The following is a 17,918-nucleotide window of genomic DNA, read 5'->3' as shown; positions in this document are numbered from 1 at the left end:
TCAAAGATATATTGACAAAATTTACTCACTTTTAACTTGTGACTAATGCGAACGAACTGGGTAATCTAAGTGTTATAACCTGTTTCACCAGTTTTAAATATTACTGCTTATAGAGTATGTCTAAACCCAGTCCAACCGCGAAGTTTCACCTAAATAAATCCCCAGTTTTGGGACGTTTAGGCTCATTAATCCGGATTATTGCGGCATTAATCACGCTGATTTTGTTGGGTATTTGGGGATTGGATCTGTGGTATCGAATGACATCAAGCTCAAAACCACTGTCGGAGCATTTGCATAACCAGTGGGCGGATATTCATCATCTAATTTGGATTAGCCAAAAGGGAGGCGCAGTTGTCGTAGATTCAGATGGCACGATTAAGGATTTGGATGGTAACTTGATTCCTGCTAAAGAAGTGGACAATGCCTGCTTAAATCGAGCTTCTGCTTCTGCACCACCGCCTGAAGCATGGCGATCGCTCGGTGCTGGAACATTACTCAAACAACCGTCTGGTTCTGGTGTGACATCGTTAGTGATTACACCAAATGGCAATACGCTCATTAGTGCTGGAAAGCAGGTTGTAATCTGGGATTTGACCACGCGAACCCGCATTCGGACACTTAGTGGTCAAACCGAGTTTGTTTATGCGATGGCACTTAGCCCCGATGGTCAAACAATCGCCACTGGAGATAAAAACGGCACGATCGCTCTATGGAACTTCAACACTGGGCAACTTCAGCGAACCTTGTCTCATGGAGATACGGTCTACCAGCTAACATTTGGCTTTGATGGCAACATTCTGTTTAGTGGTGGTATAGATAAAACCATCAAACGCTGGAACCTGAAAACAGGAAGCACAAACAGCCTTAGCACTCGGTTCTCGGTTCAACACATGGCCATTACTCCCAATCAGCGCATGGTGGCAGTAGGGTCTGATCAGGCAAATGCAGTGCAAATCCTATTTATTGCCACGGGTGACATGGTAGGAATGCCGATTCATGGCAAAAGTGTGAGTGCGATCGCCTTTAATTCAACCGGACGAATCTTAGCATCAGCCAGTGGTCTTCGTGGTGGAATTCGGCTTTGGGATATGCAAGACAGACCTTACATATATCAGCCCATTAAAACGCTACAAGGACACCAAGGACAACCGTTTGCCATTACCTTCAGTCCAGATGACAGAACCCTGTTTGCCACTGCTGATGGCTTTAGTGGACGCAACTATGCAGTAACAGTTTGGAATGCCTGTACAGGTGAATTGGTACATCGCTTTGGCGACCAGGTGAGAGGTTTATCTATTGCCATTAGCAATGATGGTAAAACCCTAGTCACTGGGGGACGCAAAGGAGATATTCAAATGTGGCGCTTGCCCTAAACTGAAAGTCAGGGATATTTTTTCACGAATTATGAAGTATGAATTTTTCTCGCTAGTGGAAGGTTCAGCACTCAACGCCACACTATCGGCTAAACGCCCCACTACCGCTCTAAGCGCAGCTATGCCCGCAGGGCTTTACAGCACTCACCATTCAATACTTCCTTGTTTTTTGTACAAACATAAATAATCCGCCGCCAACTGCTAAAACTGGGATAGCGATCGCCCATACTGGAAATGATGATAATTTATTCTCGGCGACAACATCATTGATGGATTGCTGGCTTTGTACCTGTTTTGACGCACTACTAGAACCAATCGCCACAGTCACATTAAAGTTAAACTTAAACGGTTGGAAGGTTTCCCCAGATTTGGGTTTTCCTGTTAGCTGTAACTGATAAATTCCTGGTTTGGGGAAGGTAATATCTGCGCCTGGGATGCCTTGAAAGCGTTCGGCGTTGACTGGTTGTAAGGATGGCTCTAGCAGTGCCGGTTCTCCGGGGATGTGGGGTTCAGCATATACTGCTAATTGACAATTACATTGTGCCAGGGGAATAGCTTTACCACCTTTACGCGTCAAGGCAAACCAAGCTTGTGCTGTTTCTCCAGCACGGGGTGTATCATTCGGTTCAATGTGGAGTGTCGCACCAACATCTGCTGCTACTTGTACCTTGTGGGCTAAAGCCGGATGAAAGTTAGTTAACCCCAGCATTAAGCAACTCAAAACAGAAACAGAGGTGATAGCTTTACCGTGATTTACTTGGTGGGACATAAAACTTTTCTACAGTTAACTTTGACCAAAAAAAGTGCGATCGCACTAGCAATACACCTAGACTGATCAGTCCCAATAGCAGCGTTGCTAGTTTATTCCCCCAAGTTAATTGTAAAGAACCCAAGTAATGAGAACCAATCAACACCGCATGAATCACACTCAGGAGCAAAGCCGGTACACTCAATAAATGAATTTTTCGCCAGCTTTTACCCCAAGATTTCTGCAATGATTCCCAACTGGTGAGTGCGGCGGGGGTCATTAATACCAATCCTACAGCACCAGCACCCATCCCTAGTTGAAACTCTGGCGGTAAAAACCAAAAAGCAGCCAAATTCCATTGCAAGGAATGTTCAATCATATGGGTGGTATGCACTACAGCTAAAACAAAAGCCCCCACTCCCAAAGCGCGACGATAGCGCAAAGGAGATGCCCACAATTTACTAATGGGGCGAGCAATTAACGCCAGTATCAGACAGAATAACGCTGCGTGTCCGGTATAATCTACCATCGTGTCACCAGTCCGCAGCAGGGTAATTGCACCAATAGTCAATGTTACCCAACCACCTAAACGAAATAACTGACTACGCTTATCTTGACTTACTAAGGCAGTAGAAACCCCGACACCCAACATGGTAGGCATTGTTCCTAAACCAAAGGCCAACATAGTGGCCATACCTAACCATAAACTACCAGTCTCCGCCGCTTTAATTTGGGCTGCATACAAAAAACCACAAGGCATTAAACCCCAAGTCATGCCCAAAGTTATCGGTGTCCACCATCGCCGTTGTAAAGATAGCTGCATCATTGCGGAACTCAGCCGATTATGTAAGCCACCTTTTAAGAAAGGATGCAGGAGGGGAATGTGGGGGAGTAAGTTGGGTGTAATTTGCCCTAAACCAAACCAAATCAGCATCACACCAGTAATGATTGCCATTACACGACGGAAGTCACTACCTACACCCGCCAACTGTCCACCTTGTAAAAGTACCGAACCTAAAGCCCCAATCCCAGCACCAACTAAGGCGTAACTTAACATTCGTCCTAGATTTAATAAGACATGGAATGTTAATTGTTGCTGCCAAGTATTAGAGGATTTTTCTAAAGTTAATACCCCTGCTGAAGAGGTTTTCTGTGAATTTGACTGGTGGCTAGACAGGGAAAACGCCACCGTTAGCGGCCCGCACATCCCGAAGCAATGCCCAAAGCTACCCAGAAAACCCAGAATAGTAATGAGTGATAAATCTAGCATATGTGGTAATGGGTACTCAAGGAGAGTGCTGAGTTAATAGTCATTAGTTATTAGTGAATGGGCATTGGGTTTTAGGCATGGGGATAAGAGGAATTGAGGCAGGGGGTTTTCCCCTTTTCTCCCTGCTCTCTGCTTCTTGCGAGGCTACTTAATTTTATGGGGAAATTTAAGTGAGATTTGCTAATTTGTCAAAAGACAATCCGTCAAACTTTGTCAGATAGTGATTCATCCCATTAAATTTTGATGAATTTGTAGTGAGGACTTTAGTCCTCCAAGATTATTTAAAAAATTAAATCAGATTCTTATATAAATTCATTCCAGGGATTTTCTGATGATGTATTATGTGTTGTATTTAGTCCAAATGGGAAAATTCTAGCTAGTGGTAGTAAAGATAAAAATATTAAACTTTGGTATTTAAATCAAAAAAAAGTCCAAACTATTAATACAGATGATGATTGGTTTGCCAATATTAATTCTCTAACTTTCAGCCCCGATGGGAAAATTCTAGCTAGTGGTAGCCAAAATAAAAAAATTAAGTTATGGGATATGAATACTGGTGAAGCAATTCGTATATTAACAGGCCATAAAAATGATGTTTGTTCTGTAGTTTTTCATCCAAATGGCAAAATATTAGCTAGTGGTAGTAAAGATAAGACGGTGAAGTTATGGCAGGTAGCCACTGGGACAGAAATTTGTACCTATCAAGGTACTGACGATGCAGTTTATACCGTGGCTTTCAGTCCCGATGGTCAGAAATTAGCTGCTGGTAGTGGAGATAAGAAAATTACACTTTACCCTAAATTGAACTTCAGCTAGCCGTTTTGCGATCGCTTCCCGTAAAATCATGAAAAATCACCATTCCCTCAACCCCACACTGGTGATGAGTTGTTAAAAAAGGAAACAGGGATTGCAACAAAGATTGATTCTGCTTTAATCTGGAAAAACAGTACGCCTGTTTGCTCATCAGCAACTTATTGATAAACTTGTATAGTAAAGTACCACCGTGCCTAAAACGATGAAAGCATCTGCTAAGTTCGACTTTGAGGATGAAAAATTCAACGCACCGCCTTCTCAAGTCATCCCCTGGTGTCAGATGATAAATCCTCGGTATGGTGCTGATGGAGTACAATCCCACGGTTTAGCTATTAAACTGGATAACGCCCAGGCTGTGGGTTTTCAGCCTGATGATAATTGGCAGCAAGTAGAACACGAATTTAGTTCTGGGGTAGAAACAGTTTTTATGACGGCGACTCCCCGCATAGTCATAGTGCGTCGGGGGCCTTTGTCGGTTAAAGATAGGGAGACTGGCATAAAACTGGGGACACTAAAAGATAATTATGACGCGTTTTTAGCAGATAAATTAAAATTTAAAACCTTCACTCGTTACCTGATTTTCTTAGTAGGTGAAAATAAAAACTTCTTACATGAATCTCCACTGCAATTAACTCTTAACGGGGTAGCAGGAGCAAGTTTTAGTAAAACTTATTGTGATTTTCAACAGGGTAAAGTAGTTAGCGGTTTTGTGGCGGAATTAGAAAGAGCTTATGCTTTATTCCGTAAGCAGCCAATTACGCCAAAAGGTTCTCTATTCCATGCTCACGGCATCTTTTGTCCCATTATTGACTGTGAAGAAAGAGGAATTGAACCAAATACTGTTTTAGTAGCTTCCACTGTCGATTATGAACATCCTACAGTGGGAACTTTAACTAATTACTTGATTGCTTCAGATTCACCAGAATCAGCAATTATTTGTAAAGCCTTTGAAGATCACAAAGATTTTGCAAAAGAACCCGTGAGAACAGAAACACCAAAAATGGCAGTGGCTGCGGTTTCTAGTTCTTATGTTTATCCTGATGAAGATGATTTTGGTTATCCGCCATATTAGGGATTGGGGACTGGGGACTGGGAGTTTTAGATTTTGGATTTTAGATGGAAACCCAATCCAAAATCTAAAATCCACTCATTGAATTGCTCAATTATTTCAGGAGTAAATAATATAGTGATCCATTGCCGCCTGTAACACCGGCGCGATCGCCTGCTAGTTTACCAGTTCCCATAAAATAATCTACTCTGCCTGGGCCTTTGATGGCACTACCTGTATCTTGATCCAGTACAAAACGACTAACTCGACGATACTCTAGCTTGCCACCAGTAGCCGGATAAGGTAGCGAAGTCTGAACTAATGCTAGTGCGCCTGGAGGCATTAAAGATTTGTCTGTAGCAATGGAACGTTCGGCAGTTACTGGGACATTTATACTGCCTGTAGCTGGTCTACCCTTCGCTTCCTGGAAGAAAACAAACCTTTCCCAACGCGGTAGATAGTTATTTAATTCCTGGGGTTGTGCTTTGAAAAAGCTGATCATTTTGGGCATTGTCAAGCCTGATAATGGCAATTTACCATCTTTGGCTAATTCTCCCCCGATACTCGTCCAAGGATAATCGGTTGCGCCTGCATAGCCGATAGAAGTTCTTGTACCATCAGCTAACTGAATTTGAGCAGAACCTTGAATATGTATCATGTAGGCATCGAGGCGATCGCGAAACCAGAGCAATTCTAAACCGCGCAACTTGCTTTTATTTCCCAGTAACCCATTTTTACCTTCCAATTGCAGGCGTGTGGGGTGGGGTGTCGGCCATTTGTCAAAATTAGGCGGTAGTCGATAAAGGGGATACTTATATGCTGAAGTCCTAACTCTGCTGGCATTATAAACAGGCTGGTAGTAGGAGGTAAACTTGACACTACCTTGGCCATCGTTGCCTACAGACTGGTAAAAAGCAAACTCTCGCTGGACTGCGGCTTGTAGTTGGGCTGTAGATTTGGAATTAACGACTAATTGACGAAACCGGAGCAAACTTCGACGCACCCGATCTAGGGTAATCCCCTGGACGGGATAATTTTGATATATACGTTGTGCCGTATTCGTGTTTAGATAACGGAGGCTGTGATCAATTGATGCTAAAAGTGCTTGGCGGTCGCCTGGTTTACCCCTGCTACCCAAAATTTGCTCATCCCAACCCAAGCAAGTATTTTGGGCAGTACAATTACCGACCTGTACTAATTTGAGGGGTTGCTCAATCTCAGGAGTGCTTGGCTTGACTGGTGGTTGTAACTCAGAAGTAGAGGAATTGGGTGGCGGTACATTAATAATTACCTGAGCAACAGCAATTGGGTTTATAAAGGCAATTCCCAGACTCAAGGAAAGCAAAGCAAGGGTTTTTCTCATCATTAGTTAAATCTTTCAACACTAGAACTAAACACAGGTTCTACCCGAATTGCCACAATCCGGGATGGACGCAAGACCATATACTCCCCTTGAATATTTTTGATTGGTACGCTAATGAAATCACTAGAAGCAGATTTGGGTACAAGTTCGCCACTATACCACTTTTGAAATTCTTGGATAGTAGGAAACCTGACTTCTTCTCGATGACCACTTTCTAGTAAGAGGTAGACGGCGTATTCATTTGGGGTTCTAGGCATAAGATTGAATCTTTATGAAAAATGTTCAACCTATTGTTAACCAAGATACGCCAGAATGAAAAGGGTAAGCATACGGGAGCAAGAGCAGCTTAATCACTCACTCTTCACTTTTACTTTCCCTCTAGACGCTCAATGCTTTCATCAGTTCCCAAGCATTTTTGACCGTAAAGTATTGCAGCAGTATAGGTTTTCTGAATAATTTCTCCGTACATTGGTGATTATGTCAATATGAGAGTGAGGACTTAGACAAGTCATAAAATGTTAGGAAACTTACTAGCTAGTCGTTATCAAGTCCTCCAAATCTTAGGGGGAGGAGGATTCGGTCAAACTTATATTGCGCTAGACACCCAGCGTCCAGGCTATCCTAGATGTGTTGTCAAGCACTTTCGTCCTGTCACTCATAACCCCGAATTTCTGGAAACTGCCAGAAGGTTATTCACCAGTGAAGCAGAAACTCTGGAAAAACTCGGTCATCATGAGCAAATTCCTCGGCTTTTAGCATATTTTGAAGAAAAGCAAGAGTTCTTTTTGGTGCAAGAGTATATTGAGGGAAATTCTCTCAAAGCTGAAATCACATCCGGTCAAAGATGGACGGAGGACAAAGTTATCTTCCTGTTGCAGCAGATATTAAATATCCTCACATTTATTCATAGTTACAACGTCATCCATCGAGATATTAAGCCAGAAAATATCATCAGACGTTTTCATGATAGTAAATTGGTGCTGATTGATTTTGGCGCGGTTAAACAAGTCCACACGCAAATGATTACCACCCCTGGACAAACAGAGATGACTGTGGCTATTGGTACACCAGGATATATGTCTATAGAACAGGGGCGAGGAAAACCGCACTCCAACAGTGATATTTATTCTTTGGGTGTAATTTGTATCCAAGCACTCACAGGACTACATCCCAGGGAATTTGAAGAAGACCCCCACACAGGAGAAATTCTCTGGCAATATCGGGCAATAGTGAGTCCTACTTTAGCATCTGTGATATCAAAGATGGTGCTAAACAACTTCAAACAACGTTATCAGTCCGCAATAGAGGTTTTAGAAGCTCTTCAACAGAATTTTCATCCGGAAGCGGAAACTCAATTAACTCAGACACCATCAATTTTGACATTACAGATCCCAAATACATCATCTCAACAACAGGCAGTTAGTAATCAAACTGGTTCTATGTTGTCGGCAGAAAAGAGCGATCGCCTGGAAAAGTTGCTGCTAGAATTAGTTGGCCCTGTAGCTAAGACATTATTAAGGCTGGCAGCATCAGCACCCAGTTACCAAGAACTCATAGATAATTTGTCTCTACACCTCACAGAAAATCAACGCGCTAATTTTCGGCAAAAGGCAATGTCGCTGTTATTAGAAGAATCTACTAGTCCTCAGCCAGAAAATTCCTCTCAGACATCGCCAAGCATTACGCCTCCCACCATCAACTCAACAATTAGTGAAAGTTTTGTACGTGAATGTGAGCGCGAATTGGTGGATTTAATTGGCCCAATGGGTGTTTTTCTAGTGCAGAAAGCTCTTAAATTAGCGGCTGTGTCCATTTCTCGGACAGAGTTCGTGAAAATTTTAGCGGCTAGTATTCCAGACCCTCAAAAAGCTTTACAATTCCAGCAACGGTTACTGTCTGGAAAGTAGAGGCGAATACCGCCACGGAGAAGTCAAAAGTGATAGATGCACAAGCGGCTAACCCGGAGGGTAAGTCAAAAAGCTGATGAATGTGTTTTTGTCTTCACTATTTTGTGGAGTTCTCTAGGTAATACTGAAACTGAGAGAAAATTAGATTAAATAATCGTGGAAAAGACTGAGGAATCGAGCGAATTGTCTGTTAAAAGGTAGTATTTGGTTACAATAATGCTACTAATACAACAAGAATCGAAATACGTAAACCGAAATGAAACTCATGTCAACTAGCACTTTTAGAGTTTAGTAAACTAAGCTACCAGTACCACGTAACTGTCGCAAAGAGTTGATGCAAAATGGACAGTCACACTCAAATATCCTAATTGCAGCATCACTTTCTTCCTCAGTAAAATCAAGGACTGTAACTGTACTATCAGATGGTTGTGCTGATACTACCATCGACTTAGGTGGAGCAGCCTTTGAATCTCTCTCGGAATCCTTAATACACACAAAATCTTTCATACCATGAGGATTAGTGATACAGGTCTGATTGTCATTAGTGTGTATTAGTCGCTGGGTAATGTTATCACTGGCATGAGCGGGATTGATTACACCCAGCGTAGATATCAACGACGTAAAAATTGAGGAACTGGCAAACAGATTCAGTATTAGCTTTTTGTTCATGAACTACCTCAAACAAGATAACTGATTGTCTACGTTATTCGATTTCCAATCAAATATCAAGTCTATCATTGATGTTTCTTCCTCTACACTCTTGTACCCTAATATGGTTCAGATAAACCTAAAACTTTCATGTAGAGACGCAACAAAATGAGCAATTATACTTATAGGACTCATGTTAGATTTTTGAGAAACCAAATTGACTAGAAGCTATATTGACTATCCTTGTTGATTAAGCATATCCATCGCTATTTTTAAACTAGATTTCATGCGATTAAATGCTGCTGCTAAACCACCAATTTCATCTTTTGAGCCTTCATCAAAATCAGCACTCATATCGCCAGTGCTAACTTTTTGAGCAATTCTTTCTATATTTTTAATTCTCTGAATAACAGTTTTTTTGATTAAAAAATTAATTAAAAGCAGCACCACAGTAAAAATAGCAATTAACAATCCCATAATCAACGACCAACTACTTTGGGCATAATTAAAGATTTCTTTGGAGGGGACAGAAATTATTTGAGCCGCAACAATTTCATTCAGTTTCCATCCAAAACCATTTTTTGTTCCATAGGTTGTCAACTGGCTTTTAGGAGCTAGTTCTGGTGTGGAATGACATCGCAAACAAGTCTGTTGTGTAATTGCTAGGGGACGCGCAATATAAAATACATCGCCTTCAGGTAATGAGCGAAAGCCGACAATTTCTTTAATCTTGGATTCTCTACGAAAACGCTCTACAAGTTGAGTTTCAAAACTATCGGCTTTATCTCTCAAGTTGGTAGGATTAAGTGTGGCTTCTTTATAGAGAAAATTTTCATTTCCTTCAGTTTGGCGAAAATTTTCAAAGACTTCTGTGGCAGAAAAAGCTGGTACTGTTTCTGGGATAAATGCTGTTGCTGTTTCTAGCTGAGGAGCTAATAAAGGATTTATTCTATTTTGTGTATAAGTTCTTACGGAATTCATGGTTTTCATTAAAATCAGTGCTTGGGAACTGACTTCATTTTGCGCTCTTCGTTGTAACACGCTAGATAAGATAGCACCACTGAGGCAAATGCTGGCTATGAAAACTAATATTAAAAGTAAGTTAAATTTAGTACCTATTTTTAAGTTATTTAACATGATTTATAATTAATTAGGCTTAAATTTGATATTTTAAATCAATCAGGAATTATACAGATAGAGGTTTTTATCTTATTTTGTCTTTTTTATAGAAGTTGTTTTTATTATGTCAATTTAAACATAAAATCTCTAGAAGAATAACATATTTTATCAGGTTGTCGGTCATAATATAACTAACTCAAGTAAACAAATGTTAAATTTTTTCTGGTTCATAACTTAGGTATGATTTTAACCAGGCTTAATCTCTAAGCGGTTCTAACAACAAATTATTTAAACATAAATAGTGATGGTGTGGAGATTTTCACGGCGTTTATTTCTTTTAAATTTACTAGGGTTTACAGTTGCTAGATGCTCGTCAGCACCAACTTCTCAAGGTAAGTTAACCATTGGTGTGATTGATTATGATGGAGGAGCAGAAATAATTAACCAATATGCAAAATTCAATCGTTACTTAGCAGAGAAAACCAAAGCGAGTATTCAATTAGAGCCTACTTTTAATGAAAATAAAGCGATTGAGCGTTTAGAGGCTCAAGCTTGGTCTTTGGTGTTTGCACCTCCAGGGTTAGCCGCAGTGGCGATCGCACGCTCTCAATATGTACCGATTTTTCCTTTGGTGGGTGTGAGTAATTTACGCTCAATATTCGTGGTTCGTAAAGATAACCCCATCAACGATTTAAAGCAGTTACAGGGTAAAACAGTAGCTTTAGGTCAACCAGGTTCAGCTACAGGATATTATTTACCGCTTTATAATCTTTACGGCTTAACACTAGCAGAAATCATGTTTGCACCCACTCCTAAAACGCTTCTAGAGTGGGTAGTGGAAGGGAAAGCGGTGGCTGGTGCGATTTCAATGGCAGAATTGAATCTCTACAGTTCCCCAATCAGCCAAACTGATTTGCGTGTCCTCTACACAGATCCTCACTACGTCCCTCCAGGGGTAGTTTTAATTAGCCCCACTGTAGAACGTAATCGCCAGGAATATATCCGCAAAGTCATGAGTGAGTTTCCTGGTGTTTTAGCGCAAGAAGTTGGCTATGTCCCTAATGGACAAATACCCGATTATAAATACATGATTGATGTAGTAGAACGGGTAAAACTAATTGCGACTGAACTGCAAAATAAACCTGTGCAATTATTCAAAAAAACAACTTAAATCTTGCCAGTTGAGTTTCCATTGACTTGGTAAGGATTGTATTTAGTTCGTCAATATCTTGAAATTGTACAATTTGCTGGGTAGGTAAATCAAAAGGAAATTGTCCTTCCATATCTGATCGTTGCATCTGTGCTAGCAAGATTTGTTCAGAACGCTTGCTTTGAATCGCATAACCAACTTCTACGCACACATTAGAACTAGGAATTAATTGCTGAGTTTCTTCACCATCCATGCTAGCAATTGGTGTAGTGTCAGCAATAAACAACAAACTTCTCCGGATTTTTCGCATCACTGTGCGGTTGAGTCGGATTGGTGCATTCCTAGGACGGTATGATTCTACCAGTGTCAAGGGGAGGCGCGATCGCAAGTTTAAAGTTTCTAAACTTTTCCGCAATCCCTCTTTCAGCGCATCACTGGCTGCGGCATACTCAATTTGATAGGAGAAAAAAATTGTTGGTTCTAACTGCGCTAATAGCGTCTGCTTGGTAAAATAAATTTCATGGCTAATCAAGTCAATGTTAGCGACACAATAGCCACCACTACCTTCAACATAAAATTCTATGTTTTCTCCCTCTAGATAGCGGTTAAACCAAGTAGATTTTTTAACTTCGTCACTATCTTCTAAAAAATCTGCACGCAACGCCGATCTCAGCAGGCTTTTTTTACTGAGGCGAATGTCTGGCGGACGCTTTTCCAGTTCTGAAATCGGCTCATAATCCTGGAGATACCATGCTCTGAGCGCAATAATGGACATAAGAAACTATCTTAACTGTCTGTGTTTATTTCATTGCGTATAATTTTACACGGAGTCGAGCATCTGTCAAAAAAATTCTCTCTACCCTTATCACTTCATTGCTAACGTAGGGAAAAGCTGACGCTAAAGATATTCTAAATCTCTTAATTAATTACTTAGGCGCAAGCCTTACCTACACGAAGCCATTGGCCATTAGGAATTACAAATTATAACAACAACACCCAAACATCTACTAGTTATAACCATTTCCTCTCCTTGTTCATTTTAACTAGGGATGTAATCAGTTTCACGACTTCAGATCAAGCAATGAAAAGCCATTACAGCGCCCCCATTTTCGGATATTTGAGGAAATATTAACTTTCGCGTTGGGTGTTGTTGGTTTTGATCGAGACAGATATGATATTAAACAGCGTTTTTACCTCTTATACTAACTACACTCTAGCTGTTACATCTGCCAGGGAAGCTTTGTAGCTTCAATTAATAGATTAGCATTTATATATTAGTCTGGTAGTTGATGTAAATAAACTTTACTTATTTTGCTCTTGACAATTTAGTCTCAAGCTTTAGACTATATGCATTCGAGAGCTAAATTAACATATCCGAAAAATATGATGTCTTTTGAGTAAATGCTAATTTATTTTTAAGTTTTAATAAGTGAAGCAAATTTACAAGCGATATTCTAAAATTAAAATATTGGTAGTGGTAAATATGTAGTGAAAATAAATTTAGACACTACAACAAGAATTATAATGATGAATAAAATACCAGATAGAACCAATGTGGTTATTTAACTTTTTAGAAAAGGATAAAGTCTTTCTAACCAAACGAGCAATTCTTTGACGCAATGCAAGAGTTAAAGCGTTCAATATGGTTAGTCTTGCCACTTTGTTTCCCTACTGCCTGATGACGTTTGTGAGGAATAACTTGTGCATAAGCTGCCCAAAAATCTGTATAACAAACAGCACATTGACGATAAACTGGTGGTAGAGAATTCCATAATCCTCTAGCTCCATCTTCACTGCGTAGCTTGCCGCCGTAGGCATCACCTATGTAGACTCCAACTATTTCTCTAGTCTTTTTATCCAAAGCTAACCAAATTCATTTCTTATTATTTTTAGTAGCTACGAATGACCAAGCCTCATCGCATTCGATAGTCAATTTTCCTTTAGGTTTCTCTGAAACCTTTACTCTTCAGGAATCTGAGAATATTTGTTATTAACGTATTTCTGTAACTAAGCTTTGGTTCGTACCAGTCTAATGTATCCATCTGATAATTACCTCATTCTCAATATCATAAATTAGCAGGATTAATTGATATTGTTGAGTTATCATCTGAGGAAATGGCAGCTTAAAAAAAGTCTCATGAAATTTGTCTTTTGCTGACATAAGATATTTGTTCGCTCTATCGGAGCTTTCTATCTACATATTATCTATCTTCGTAAGCGATCGCTAGCTCAGAATCAGAGAGAATCAGGACTTTAGTCCTAACTACGAACTTTGTCATTAATACCAAATCTGCACAACTCAACCTTTTAATATTCTTGTGGGATGGGTGTCCCTGAAAAAGATATAGCATATACTGAGCATCGACCTTAGCAGTCCCAAGGCGGACGATTATTTGTTGTGCAACCAGTTGACTTTACGACCCTGAAAGCCGCTTGTAGCGAACTCCGCACGCACTGGCTACCATCACGTTTAGAGCAAGTGTATCAGCGCGATCGCTATACTATTGCCATAGCTTTACGTACCCTGAAAACTAAAGGATGGCTAGAAGTTTGTTGGCATCCTCAAGCTACACACATTTGCATTGGCAACCCGCCACCACGCACACCAGATACCTTTACTTTTAGCCAACAATTGATACATCAGTTGGGTGGATTAGCCTTGGTAGGAATTGAGGCGATCGCACCTTGGGAACGGGTGATTGATTTACAATTTGCCCGTCGTCCGGGAGAAGAGGCACTATATCATCTCTATGCAGAGATTATGGGCAAATATAGCAATGCCATCCTCACCGAAGCCAATAATCTCATTATTACCGCCGCCCATCAAGTCAGTCAGCAGCAGTCTAGTGTCCGTCCCATCCAAACGGGACAACCTTATGAAACACCACCACAACTGACTGGCCCAGCACCTAGTTTGAGTGAATCTCCAGTCCGTTGGCAAGAAAGGATTAGCTTAGTCCCAGGCGCGATTAAAAAGCAGTTACTCAAAAGTTATCGAGGCTTGAGTGCAGCATTGGTTGAGTCTATGTTGCTGGCGGCGAATATAGCACCGGAAACTAGCACTGATGACCTAACACCAGATGATTGGCAAAGATTATGGCACAACTGGCAAGTATGGCTGCAAACTTTAGAAAATGGCAACTTTCAGCCAGCTTGGACTCCCAACGGTTACACAGTGATGGGTTGGGGTGGAATTGCACCAGCTAAAGATATTCAGACATTAATTAGTGAATATTACACAGGACAACTCAATCAACAGCTATTTGCTCAGTTACGCCATCAACTAAGTCAGAAATTGATGAACATTCTGACCAAATTACGGAATAAAGCCCAGACATTTAGCGATCGCCTGCGACAATCAGACAACGCCGATGACTATCGCCAAAAAGCCGATTTATTGATGGCGCACTTGTACGAATGGCAACCGGGGATGAAAAATATTACCCTGAATGACTTTGAAACTGGTGAACCTGTGGCGATCGCCCTCCAGCCAGATAAAAACGCGGTGCAGAACGCCCAAAACCTCTATAAACAGCACCAAAAACTCAAACGCGCCCGCATAGCTGTAGAACCATTACTCAAAGAGGTACAAGCAGAAATTGATTATTTAGAACAAGTAGAAGCAGCAATTACTCAGATAGATACCTACCAAACAACAGAAGATTTACAAGCCTTAGAAGAAATCCGTGACGAATTAATTGGACAAAAATATCTAGAAGAATTAGATTACCGTCGCAGTAGTAATGAAACTGCTAGTACCAACTTTCGTAACTACTCTACACCTAACGGCTTTCAAGTTTTAATTGGTCGTAACAATCGCCAAAATGACCAATTAACCTTTCGGGTAGCCGGAGATTATGACTTGTGGTTTCATGCTCAAGAAATTCCTGGTAGCCATGTCTTATTGCGTTTAGAACCCGGTACTGTAGCAGAAACCACAGACTTACAATTTGTCGCCAACCTCGCAGCGTATTACAGCCGCGCCCGTCAGAGTGACCAAGTACCAGTCGTTTACACTGAACCAAAACACGTCTATAAACCCAAAGGTGCTAAACCAGGAATTGCTATTTACAAACAAGAACGCATTATTTGGGGGAAACCCCAGATGGTGGAATAATATCGGTATCATCTACTGATTGGAGATTGTCATGGTAACTCAAACCAATCCTCCGCAAAATGTAATTGATTGTTTGCAGATTATTTTAGATGCGATCGCTACGGGAAATTATGAGCTTTTTCTAAGAGTTGGTAATGCAGACTACAAAGCGGGTATTACCAAGGAAATGTTTGACTCGGTTAGTTCCCAACTTTCTCCACGGATGTCTGAGGGTTATACAATTACTTACTTTGGGCAACTTAAACAACGGGAATATCAAACCTATTTGTGGAAACTAAGTTTTGCTGATGCGGGAGATGAGTTTGTCATACGGATGGCTGTTAATGAAGACAAAGTTGCTGGAATTTCGATTACTTGATTTATCCCTCAACCGTCAAATTAGTCTGGTCAGACGCGATTGATCGCGTCTCTAAGTCAGGGTTTTAGACTTATCTGAACCGGATGGAGTTATCAGCGATCGTAGCAGCCACACTCAACAAATTTCAACTCTGTAACCAGTTCTCAGTCCCTAGTCAATCACTTCTGTAATCTGACATCGATCACAGAGGCATTAAAGTTGTAATTAAAGCCTTCTAACTCAAAAGGCATACCAATTTTTACCTTGCTGTTACCTAAAACGGGGCCATCTTTGGTAACTTCTGCTTGATCTTGTAAAGTCAAGAGCATATCTGTACTAAAATTATTGGTTCTGGGGTCTGGTAGTTCTTTGACCGAACCATCTGGTTGACCAACTGTTAAAGTTCTAGGCAGCACTTGCACAGATTTAATCCCAATCTCACCGTAAGGCTGATTGCGAATAATGACTTTAGTTTTGCCGCCTGTTTTAAAACCTTGCTCAGATAACTGCTGAGGATCGCGCACATTCAAGCCACGCACTACTAAATCTACCTCTATAGGCGTTTTTTTAGCCCCAATTTGAGCTACAGAACCACTAGTACCCGGAAATACGAAAATCCCGAATATCACTAACAGAATAACTAAACCAGCAACTAAGTCAAGTATATTGATTTTGCCGAACAAGCGACCTTTGGAATCTAAAATAGCCATAAGAAATTTTTCCAGAACAGATTCAAGTAATTGATTTTAGCAACAAGTTTGATTACAAGGGGATTGGGGATTAGGGATTGGGAATTAAGAATACATTGTCCCTTCTCCCCAGTCCTCAAGAGTTATTTAATTTTGACTTTTGATTTTGGACTTGATTTGCCCCTATTCCCTGAGTCAATAATGCAACTTAGAAAGGCGTCTGTACGTCCTAAATACTAGATGTGTCCCGAAAATATCTTCTAACTGAATTATGACTAACAGGAAAGGCTTGGTAGCAAATTATCATATACGGCGGCGACGCTGGTTTTATCCGTTAATTTCGGTGGTGGTCGCTGTGAGTCTGTGTCTAAGTACACCTTTACCTGGAAGGGCTATAGATTTATTGCCACTGTTATTCCGGGGAGCGCAAGTGCTTCAGCTCTCAAATATATCCGATCGCCAGGAAGTAGAACTAGGCGCACAAATGAATCAGGAATTACGTAGCGGAATTAAACTCAATCGTAATTCTGAAATTAACCGCTATGTAGAACAAATTGGTAGGCGCATAGTAGCAAATAGCGATCGCCCTAATCTTCCCGCAACATTCCAGGTAGTTGAAGATAATTCTATCAATGCCTTTGCAACTGCGGGGGGTTTTATTTATGTCAACACAGGTTTATTGAAAGCCGCAGACAATGAAGCGGAACTAGCTAGTGTTATGGCCCATGAATGGGGTCATATTGGTGGTAAACATTTAGTCAAACAAATGCAGCAAAAAGCACTAGCTAGTGGTGTGGCTACAGCTGCGGGTTTAGATCGCAATAACGCCGTGGGAATTGGTGTAGAACTAGCACTTAACCGTCCCCGCAGTCGTCAAGATGAATTTGATGCTGACAGGCGTGGCTTAAGAGCCTTAACACGGGCTGGCTATGCTCAATCAGGTATGGTGAGCTTTATGAGAAAATTGCTGAAAAATAGCAGTTCTGTACCAGCAGTTTTAAGCACTCACCCAGCAACTAGTGATCGCATTAATACTTTGCAAAATGCCATCAATCGTCAACCTAGTAATGGACGTGACGGATTAGACACTGCTGCTTATCGAGCTAATATCCGTTCAGTTTTGTAGCTGTTAAAAAGGTGACAGGTGACAGGTGACAGGTTAGTAGGGAATGGTAATGTCCAACATATTGCCCACCCTACAAAACCATCAAACATAATTACTCAGAAACTTTGGATTTATGATTTTGGATTAAGTTCAATCTAAAATCCAAAATCCGTCTTGAAAAGTTGAGCCACTGCGTTGGACGGGTTTCCCGGCTTGTAGCAAGTGGCGTTC

The 17,918-nt window shown here is 40.9% G+C and carries 17 protein-coding genes and 1 pseudogene; 8 read left to right on the top strand and 10 right to left on the bottom strand.

All coding sequences use genetic code 11. The features are described from left to right. The first annotated feature begins 116 nt into the window (after nt 1–116). On the top strand, nt 117–1,373 hold the full coding sequence (locus tag VB693_RS12150; protein ID WP_323266496.1) for a WD40 repeat domain-containing protein: 1,257 nt from the start codon (nt 117–119) through the stop codon (nt 1,371–1,373). A 151-nt stretch (nt 1,374–1,524) separates the two neighbouring features. Here the strand turns inward: VB693_RS12150 and VB693_RS12145 are convergent, their stop codons facing one another. Continuing rightward, nucleotides 1,525–2,142, bottom strand: a complete 618-nt coding sequence (locus VB693_RS12145) for a hypothetical protein (protein WP_323266495.1) — start codon at nt 2,140–2,142, stop codon at nt 1,525–1,527. Then, on the bottom strand, nt 2,117–3,391 hold the full coding sequence (locus tag VB693_RS12140; RefSeq protein ID WP_323266494.1) for a sulfite exporter TauE/SafE family protein: 1,275 nt from the start codon (nt 3,389–3,391) through the stop codon (nt 2,117–2,119). Before VB693_RS12140 ends, VB693_RS12145 begins: the two co-directional genes overlap by 26 nt. A gap of 288 nt (nt 3,392–3,679) precedes the next feature. Here VB693_RS12140 and VB693_RS12135 point away from each other — a divergent pair, with 288 nt between their 5' ends. Both VB693_RS12135 and VB693_RS12130 read left to right on the top strand, forming a co-directional pair. Continuing rightward, nucleotides 3,680–4,207, top strand: coding sequence for a WD40 repeat domain-containing protein (locus VB693_RS12135; protein WP_323266513.1), 528 nt, complete (start codon nt 3,680–3,682; stop codon nt 4,205–4,207). A 199-nt stretch (nt 4,208–4,406) separates the two neighbouring features. Beyond that, a complete protein-coding gene (locus VB693_RS12130) occupies nt 4,407–5,276 on the top strand; it encodes a DUF5895 domain-containing protein (RefSeq protein WP_323266512.1) in 870 nt (289 codons plus the stop codon). Between the two features lie 91 nt (nt 5,277–5,367). Here the strand turns inward: VB693_RS12130 and VB693_RS12125 are convergent, their stop codons facing one another. Together VB693_RS12125 and VB693_RS12120 are read right to left on the bottom strand one after the other, a co-directional pair. Next, the gene (locus VB693_RS12125) at nt 5,368–6,618 is read right to left on the bottom strand and encodes a murein transglycosylase A (RefSeq protein WP_323266493.1); all 1,251 of its coding nucleotides are present in this window, start codon (nt 6,616–6,618) and stop codon (nt 5,368–5,370) included. Beyond that, entirely contained in the window at nt 6,618–6,872 is a 255-nt protein-coding gene (locus VB693_RS12120) for a hypothetical protein (protein WP_190703351.1), read from the bottom strand. Before VB693_RS12120 ends, VB693_RS12125 begins: the two co-directional genes overlap by 1 nt. Before the next feature lie 258 nt (nt 6,873–7,130). Between VB693_RS12120 and VB693_RS12115 the strand changes: the two genes are divergently transcribed. Continuing rightward, nucleotides 7,131–8,522, top strand: coding sequence for a serine/threonine-protein kinase (locus VB693_RS12115; RefSeq protein ID WP_323266492.1), 1,392 nt, complete (start codon nt 7,131–7,133; stop codon nt 8,520–8,522). A gap of 288 nt (nt 8,523–8,810) precedes the next feature. On the opposite strand, the gene VB693_RS12110 is transcribed toward VB693_RS12115, so the two are convergent. Both VB693_RS12110 and VB693_RS12105 read right to left on the bottom strand, forming a co-directional pair. Continuing rightward, nucleotides 8,811–9,191 carry a hypothetical protein gene (locus VB693_RS12110; RefSeq protein WP_323266491.1) on the bottom strand — a complete coding sequence of 127 codons (381 nt, stop codon included), beginning with the start codon at nt 9,189–9,191 and terminating at the stop codon, nt 8,811–8,813. Between the two features lie 216 nt (nt 9,192–9,407). Continuing rightward, entirely contained in the window at nt 9,408–10,307 is a 900-nt protein-coding gene (locus VB693_RS12105; RefSeq protein ID WP_323266490.1) for a Tll0287-like domain-containing protein, read from the bottom strand. A gap of 286 nt (nt 10,308–10,593) precedes the next feature. Between VB693_RS12105 and VB693_RS12100 the strand changes: the two genes are divergently transcribed. Next, a complete protein-coding gene (locus VB693_RS12100; RefSeq protein WP_323266489.1) occupies nt 10,594–11,460 on the top strand; it encodes a phosphate/phosphite/phosphonate ABC transporter substrate-binding protein in 867 nt (288 codons plus the stop codon). Here the strand turns inward: VB693_RS12100 and VB693_RS12095 are convergent. From VB693_RS12095 to VB693_RS29040, 3 genes and pseudogenes are all read right to left on the bottom strand, one after another. Continuing rightward, nucleotides 11,444–12,214, bottom strand: a complete 771-nt coding sequence (locus tag VB693_RS12095) for a hypothetical protein (RefSeq protein WP_323266488.1) — start codon at nt 12,212–12,214, stop codon at nt 11,444–11,446. The two genes, VB693_RS12100 and VB693_RS12095, sit on opposite strands and share 17 nt — an antisense overlap. 725 nt (nt 12,215–12,939) lie before the next feature. Continuing rightward, nucleotides 12,940–13,446: pseudogene (locus tag VB693_RS12090) on the bottom strand (IS1 family transposase); the annotation flags it as partial. 22 nt (nt 13,447–13,468) lie between these two features. Then, nucleotides 13,469–13,633, bottom strand: a complete 165-nt coding sequence (locus VB693_RS29040) for an element excision factor XisH family protein (protein WP_416233387.1) — start codon at nt 13,631–13,633, stop codon at nt 13,469–13,471. A 204-nt stretch (nt 13,634–13,837) separates the two neighbouring features. Here VB693_RS29040 and VB693_RS12085 point away from each other — a divergent pair, with 204 nt between their 5' ends. Together VB693_RS12085 and VB693_RS12080 are read left to right on the top strand one after the other, a co-directional pair. After that, nucleotides 13,838–15,556 carry an NFACT family protein gene (locus tag VB693_RS12085; protein WP_323266487.1) on the top strand — a complete coding sequence of 573 codons (1,719 nt, stop codon included), beginning with the start codon at nt 13,838–13,840 and terminating at the stop codon, nt 15,554–15,556. A gap of 31 nt (nt 15,557–15,587) precedes the next feature. Further along, nucleotides 15,588–15,914, top strand: a complete 327-nt coding sequence (locus VB693_RS12080) for a hypothetical protein (protein ID WP_190703334.1) — start codon at nt 15,588–15,590, stop codon at nt 15,912–15,914. A 158-nt stretch (nt 15,915–16,072) separates the two neighbouring features. Here the strand turns inward: VB693_RS12080 and VB693_RS12075 are convergent, their stop codons facing one another. Beyond that, on the bottom strand, nt 16,073–16,603 hold the full coding sequence (locus VB693_RS12075) for a DUF4330 domain-containing protein (RefSeq protein WP_323266486.1): 531 nt from the start codon (nt 16,601–16,603) through the stop codon (nt 16,073–16,075). Between the two features lie 250 nt (nt 16,604–16,853). On the opposite strand from VB693_RS12075, the gene VB693_RS12070 reads away from it, so the two are divergent. Then, complete coding sequence (locus VB693_RS12070; RefSeq protein WP_323266485.1) at nt 16,854–17,708, top strand: M48 family metallopeptidase; 855 nt, start codon at nt 16,854–16,856, stop codon at nt 17,706–17,708. The last annotated feature ends 210 nt before the right edge of the window (nt 17,709–17,918 follow it).

Source organism: Anabaena sp. UHCC 0399, assembly GCF_034931465.1.
Taxonomy (GTDB): Bacteria; Cyanobacteriota; Cyanobacteriia; order Cyanobacteriales; family Nostocaceae; genus Trichormus; species Trichormus minutissimus.
This window is presented reverse-complemented; position numbering and strand designations above follow the sequence as displayed.

What these genes read in the sequence shown, in the direction of transcription:
- VB693_RS12095 (WP_323266488.1), bottom strand. Translation starts at nt 12,214, where the DNA reads ATGTCCATTATTGCGCTCAGAGCATGGTATCTCCAGGATTATGAGCCG.
- VB693_RS12075 (WP_323266486.1), bottom strand. Translation starts at nt 16,603, where the DNA reads ATGGCTATTTTAGATTCCAAAGGTCGCTTGTTCGGCAAAATCAATATA.
- VB693_RS12145 (WP_323266495.1), bottom strand. Translation starts at nt 2,142, where the DNA reads ATGTCCCACCAAGTAAATCACGGTAAAGCTATCACCTCTGTTTCTGTT.
- VB693_RS12125 (WP_323266493.1), bottom strand. Translation starts at nt 6,618, where the DNA reads ATGATGAGAAAAACCCTTGCTTTGCTTTCCTTGAGTCTGGGAATTGCC.
- VB693_RS12140 (WP_323266494.1), bottom strand. Translation starts at nt 3,391, where the DNA reads ATGCTAGATTTATCACTCATTACTATTCTGGGTTTTCTGGGTAGCTTT.
- VB693_RS12130 (WP_323266512.1), top strand. Translation starts at nt 4,407, where the DNA reads ATGAAAGCATCTGCTAAGTTCGACTTTGAGGATGAAAAATTCAACGCA.
- VB693_RS12115 (WP_323266492.1), top strand. Translation starts at nt 7,131, where the DNA reads ATGTTAGGAAACTTACTAGCTAGTCGTTATCAAGTCCTCCAAATCTTA.
- VB693_RS12110 (WP_323266491.1), bottom strand. Translation starts at nt 9,191, where the DNA reads ATGAACAAAAAGCTAATACTGAATCTGTTTGCCAGTTCCTCAATTTTT.
- VB693_RS12080 (WP_190703334.1), top strand. Translation starts at nt 15,588, where the DNA reads ATGGTAACTCAAACCAATCCTCCGCAAAATGTAATTGATTGTTTGCAG.
- VB693_RS12070 (WP_323266485.1), top strand. Translation starts at nt 16,854, where the DNA reads ATGACTAACAGGAAAGGCTTGGTAGCAAATTATCATATACGGCGGCGA.
- VB693_RS12150 (WP_323266496.1), top strand. Translation starts at nt 117, where the DNA reads ATGTCTAAACCCAGTCCAACCGCGAAGTTTCACCTAAATAAATCCCCA.
- VB693_RS12100 (WP_323266489.1), top strand. Translation starts at nt 10,594, where the DNA reads ATGGTGTGGAGATTTTCACGGCGTTTATTTCTTTTAAATTTACTAGGG.
- VB693_RS12120 (WP_190703351.1), bottom strand. Translation starts at nt 6,872, where the DNA reads ATGCCTAGAACCCCAAATGAATACGCCGTCTACCTCTTACTAGAAAGT.
- VB693_RS12105 (WP_323266490.1), bottom strand. Translation starts at nt 10,307, where the DNA reads ATGTTAAATAACTTAAAAATAGGTACTAAATTTAACTTACTTTTAATA.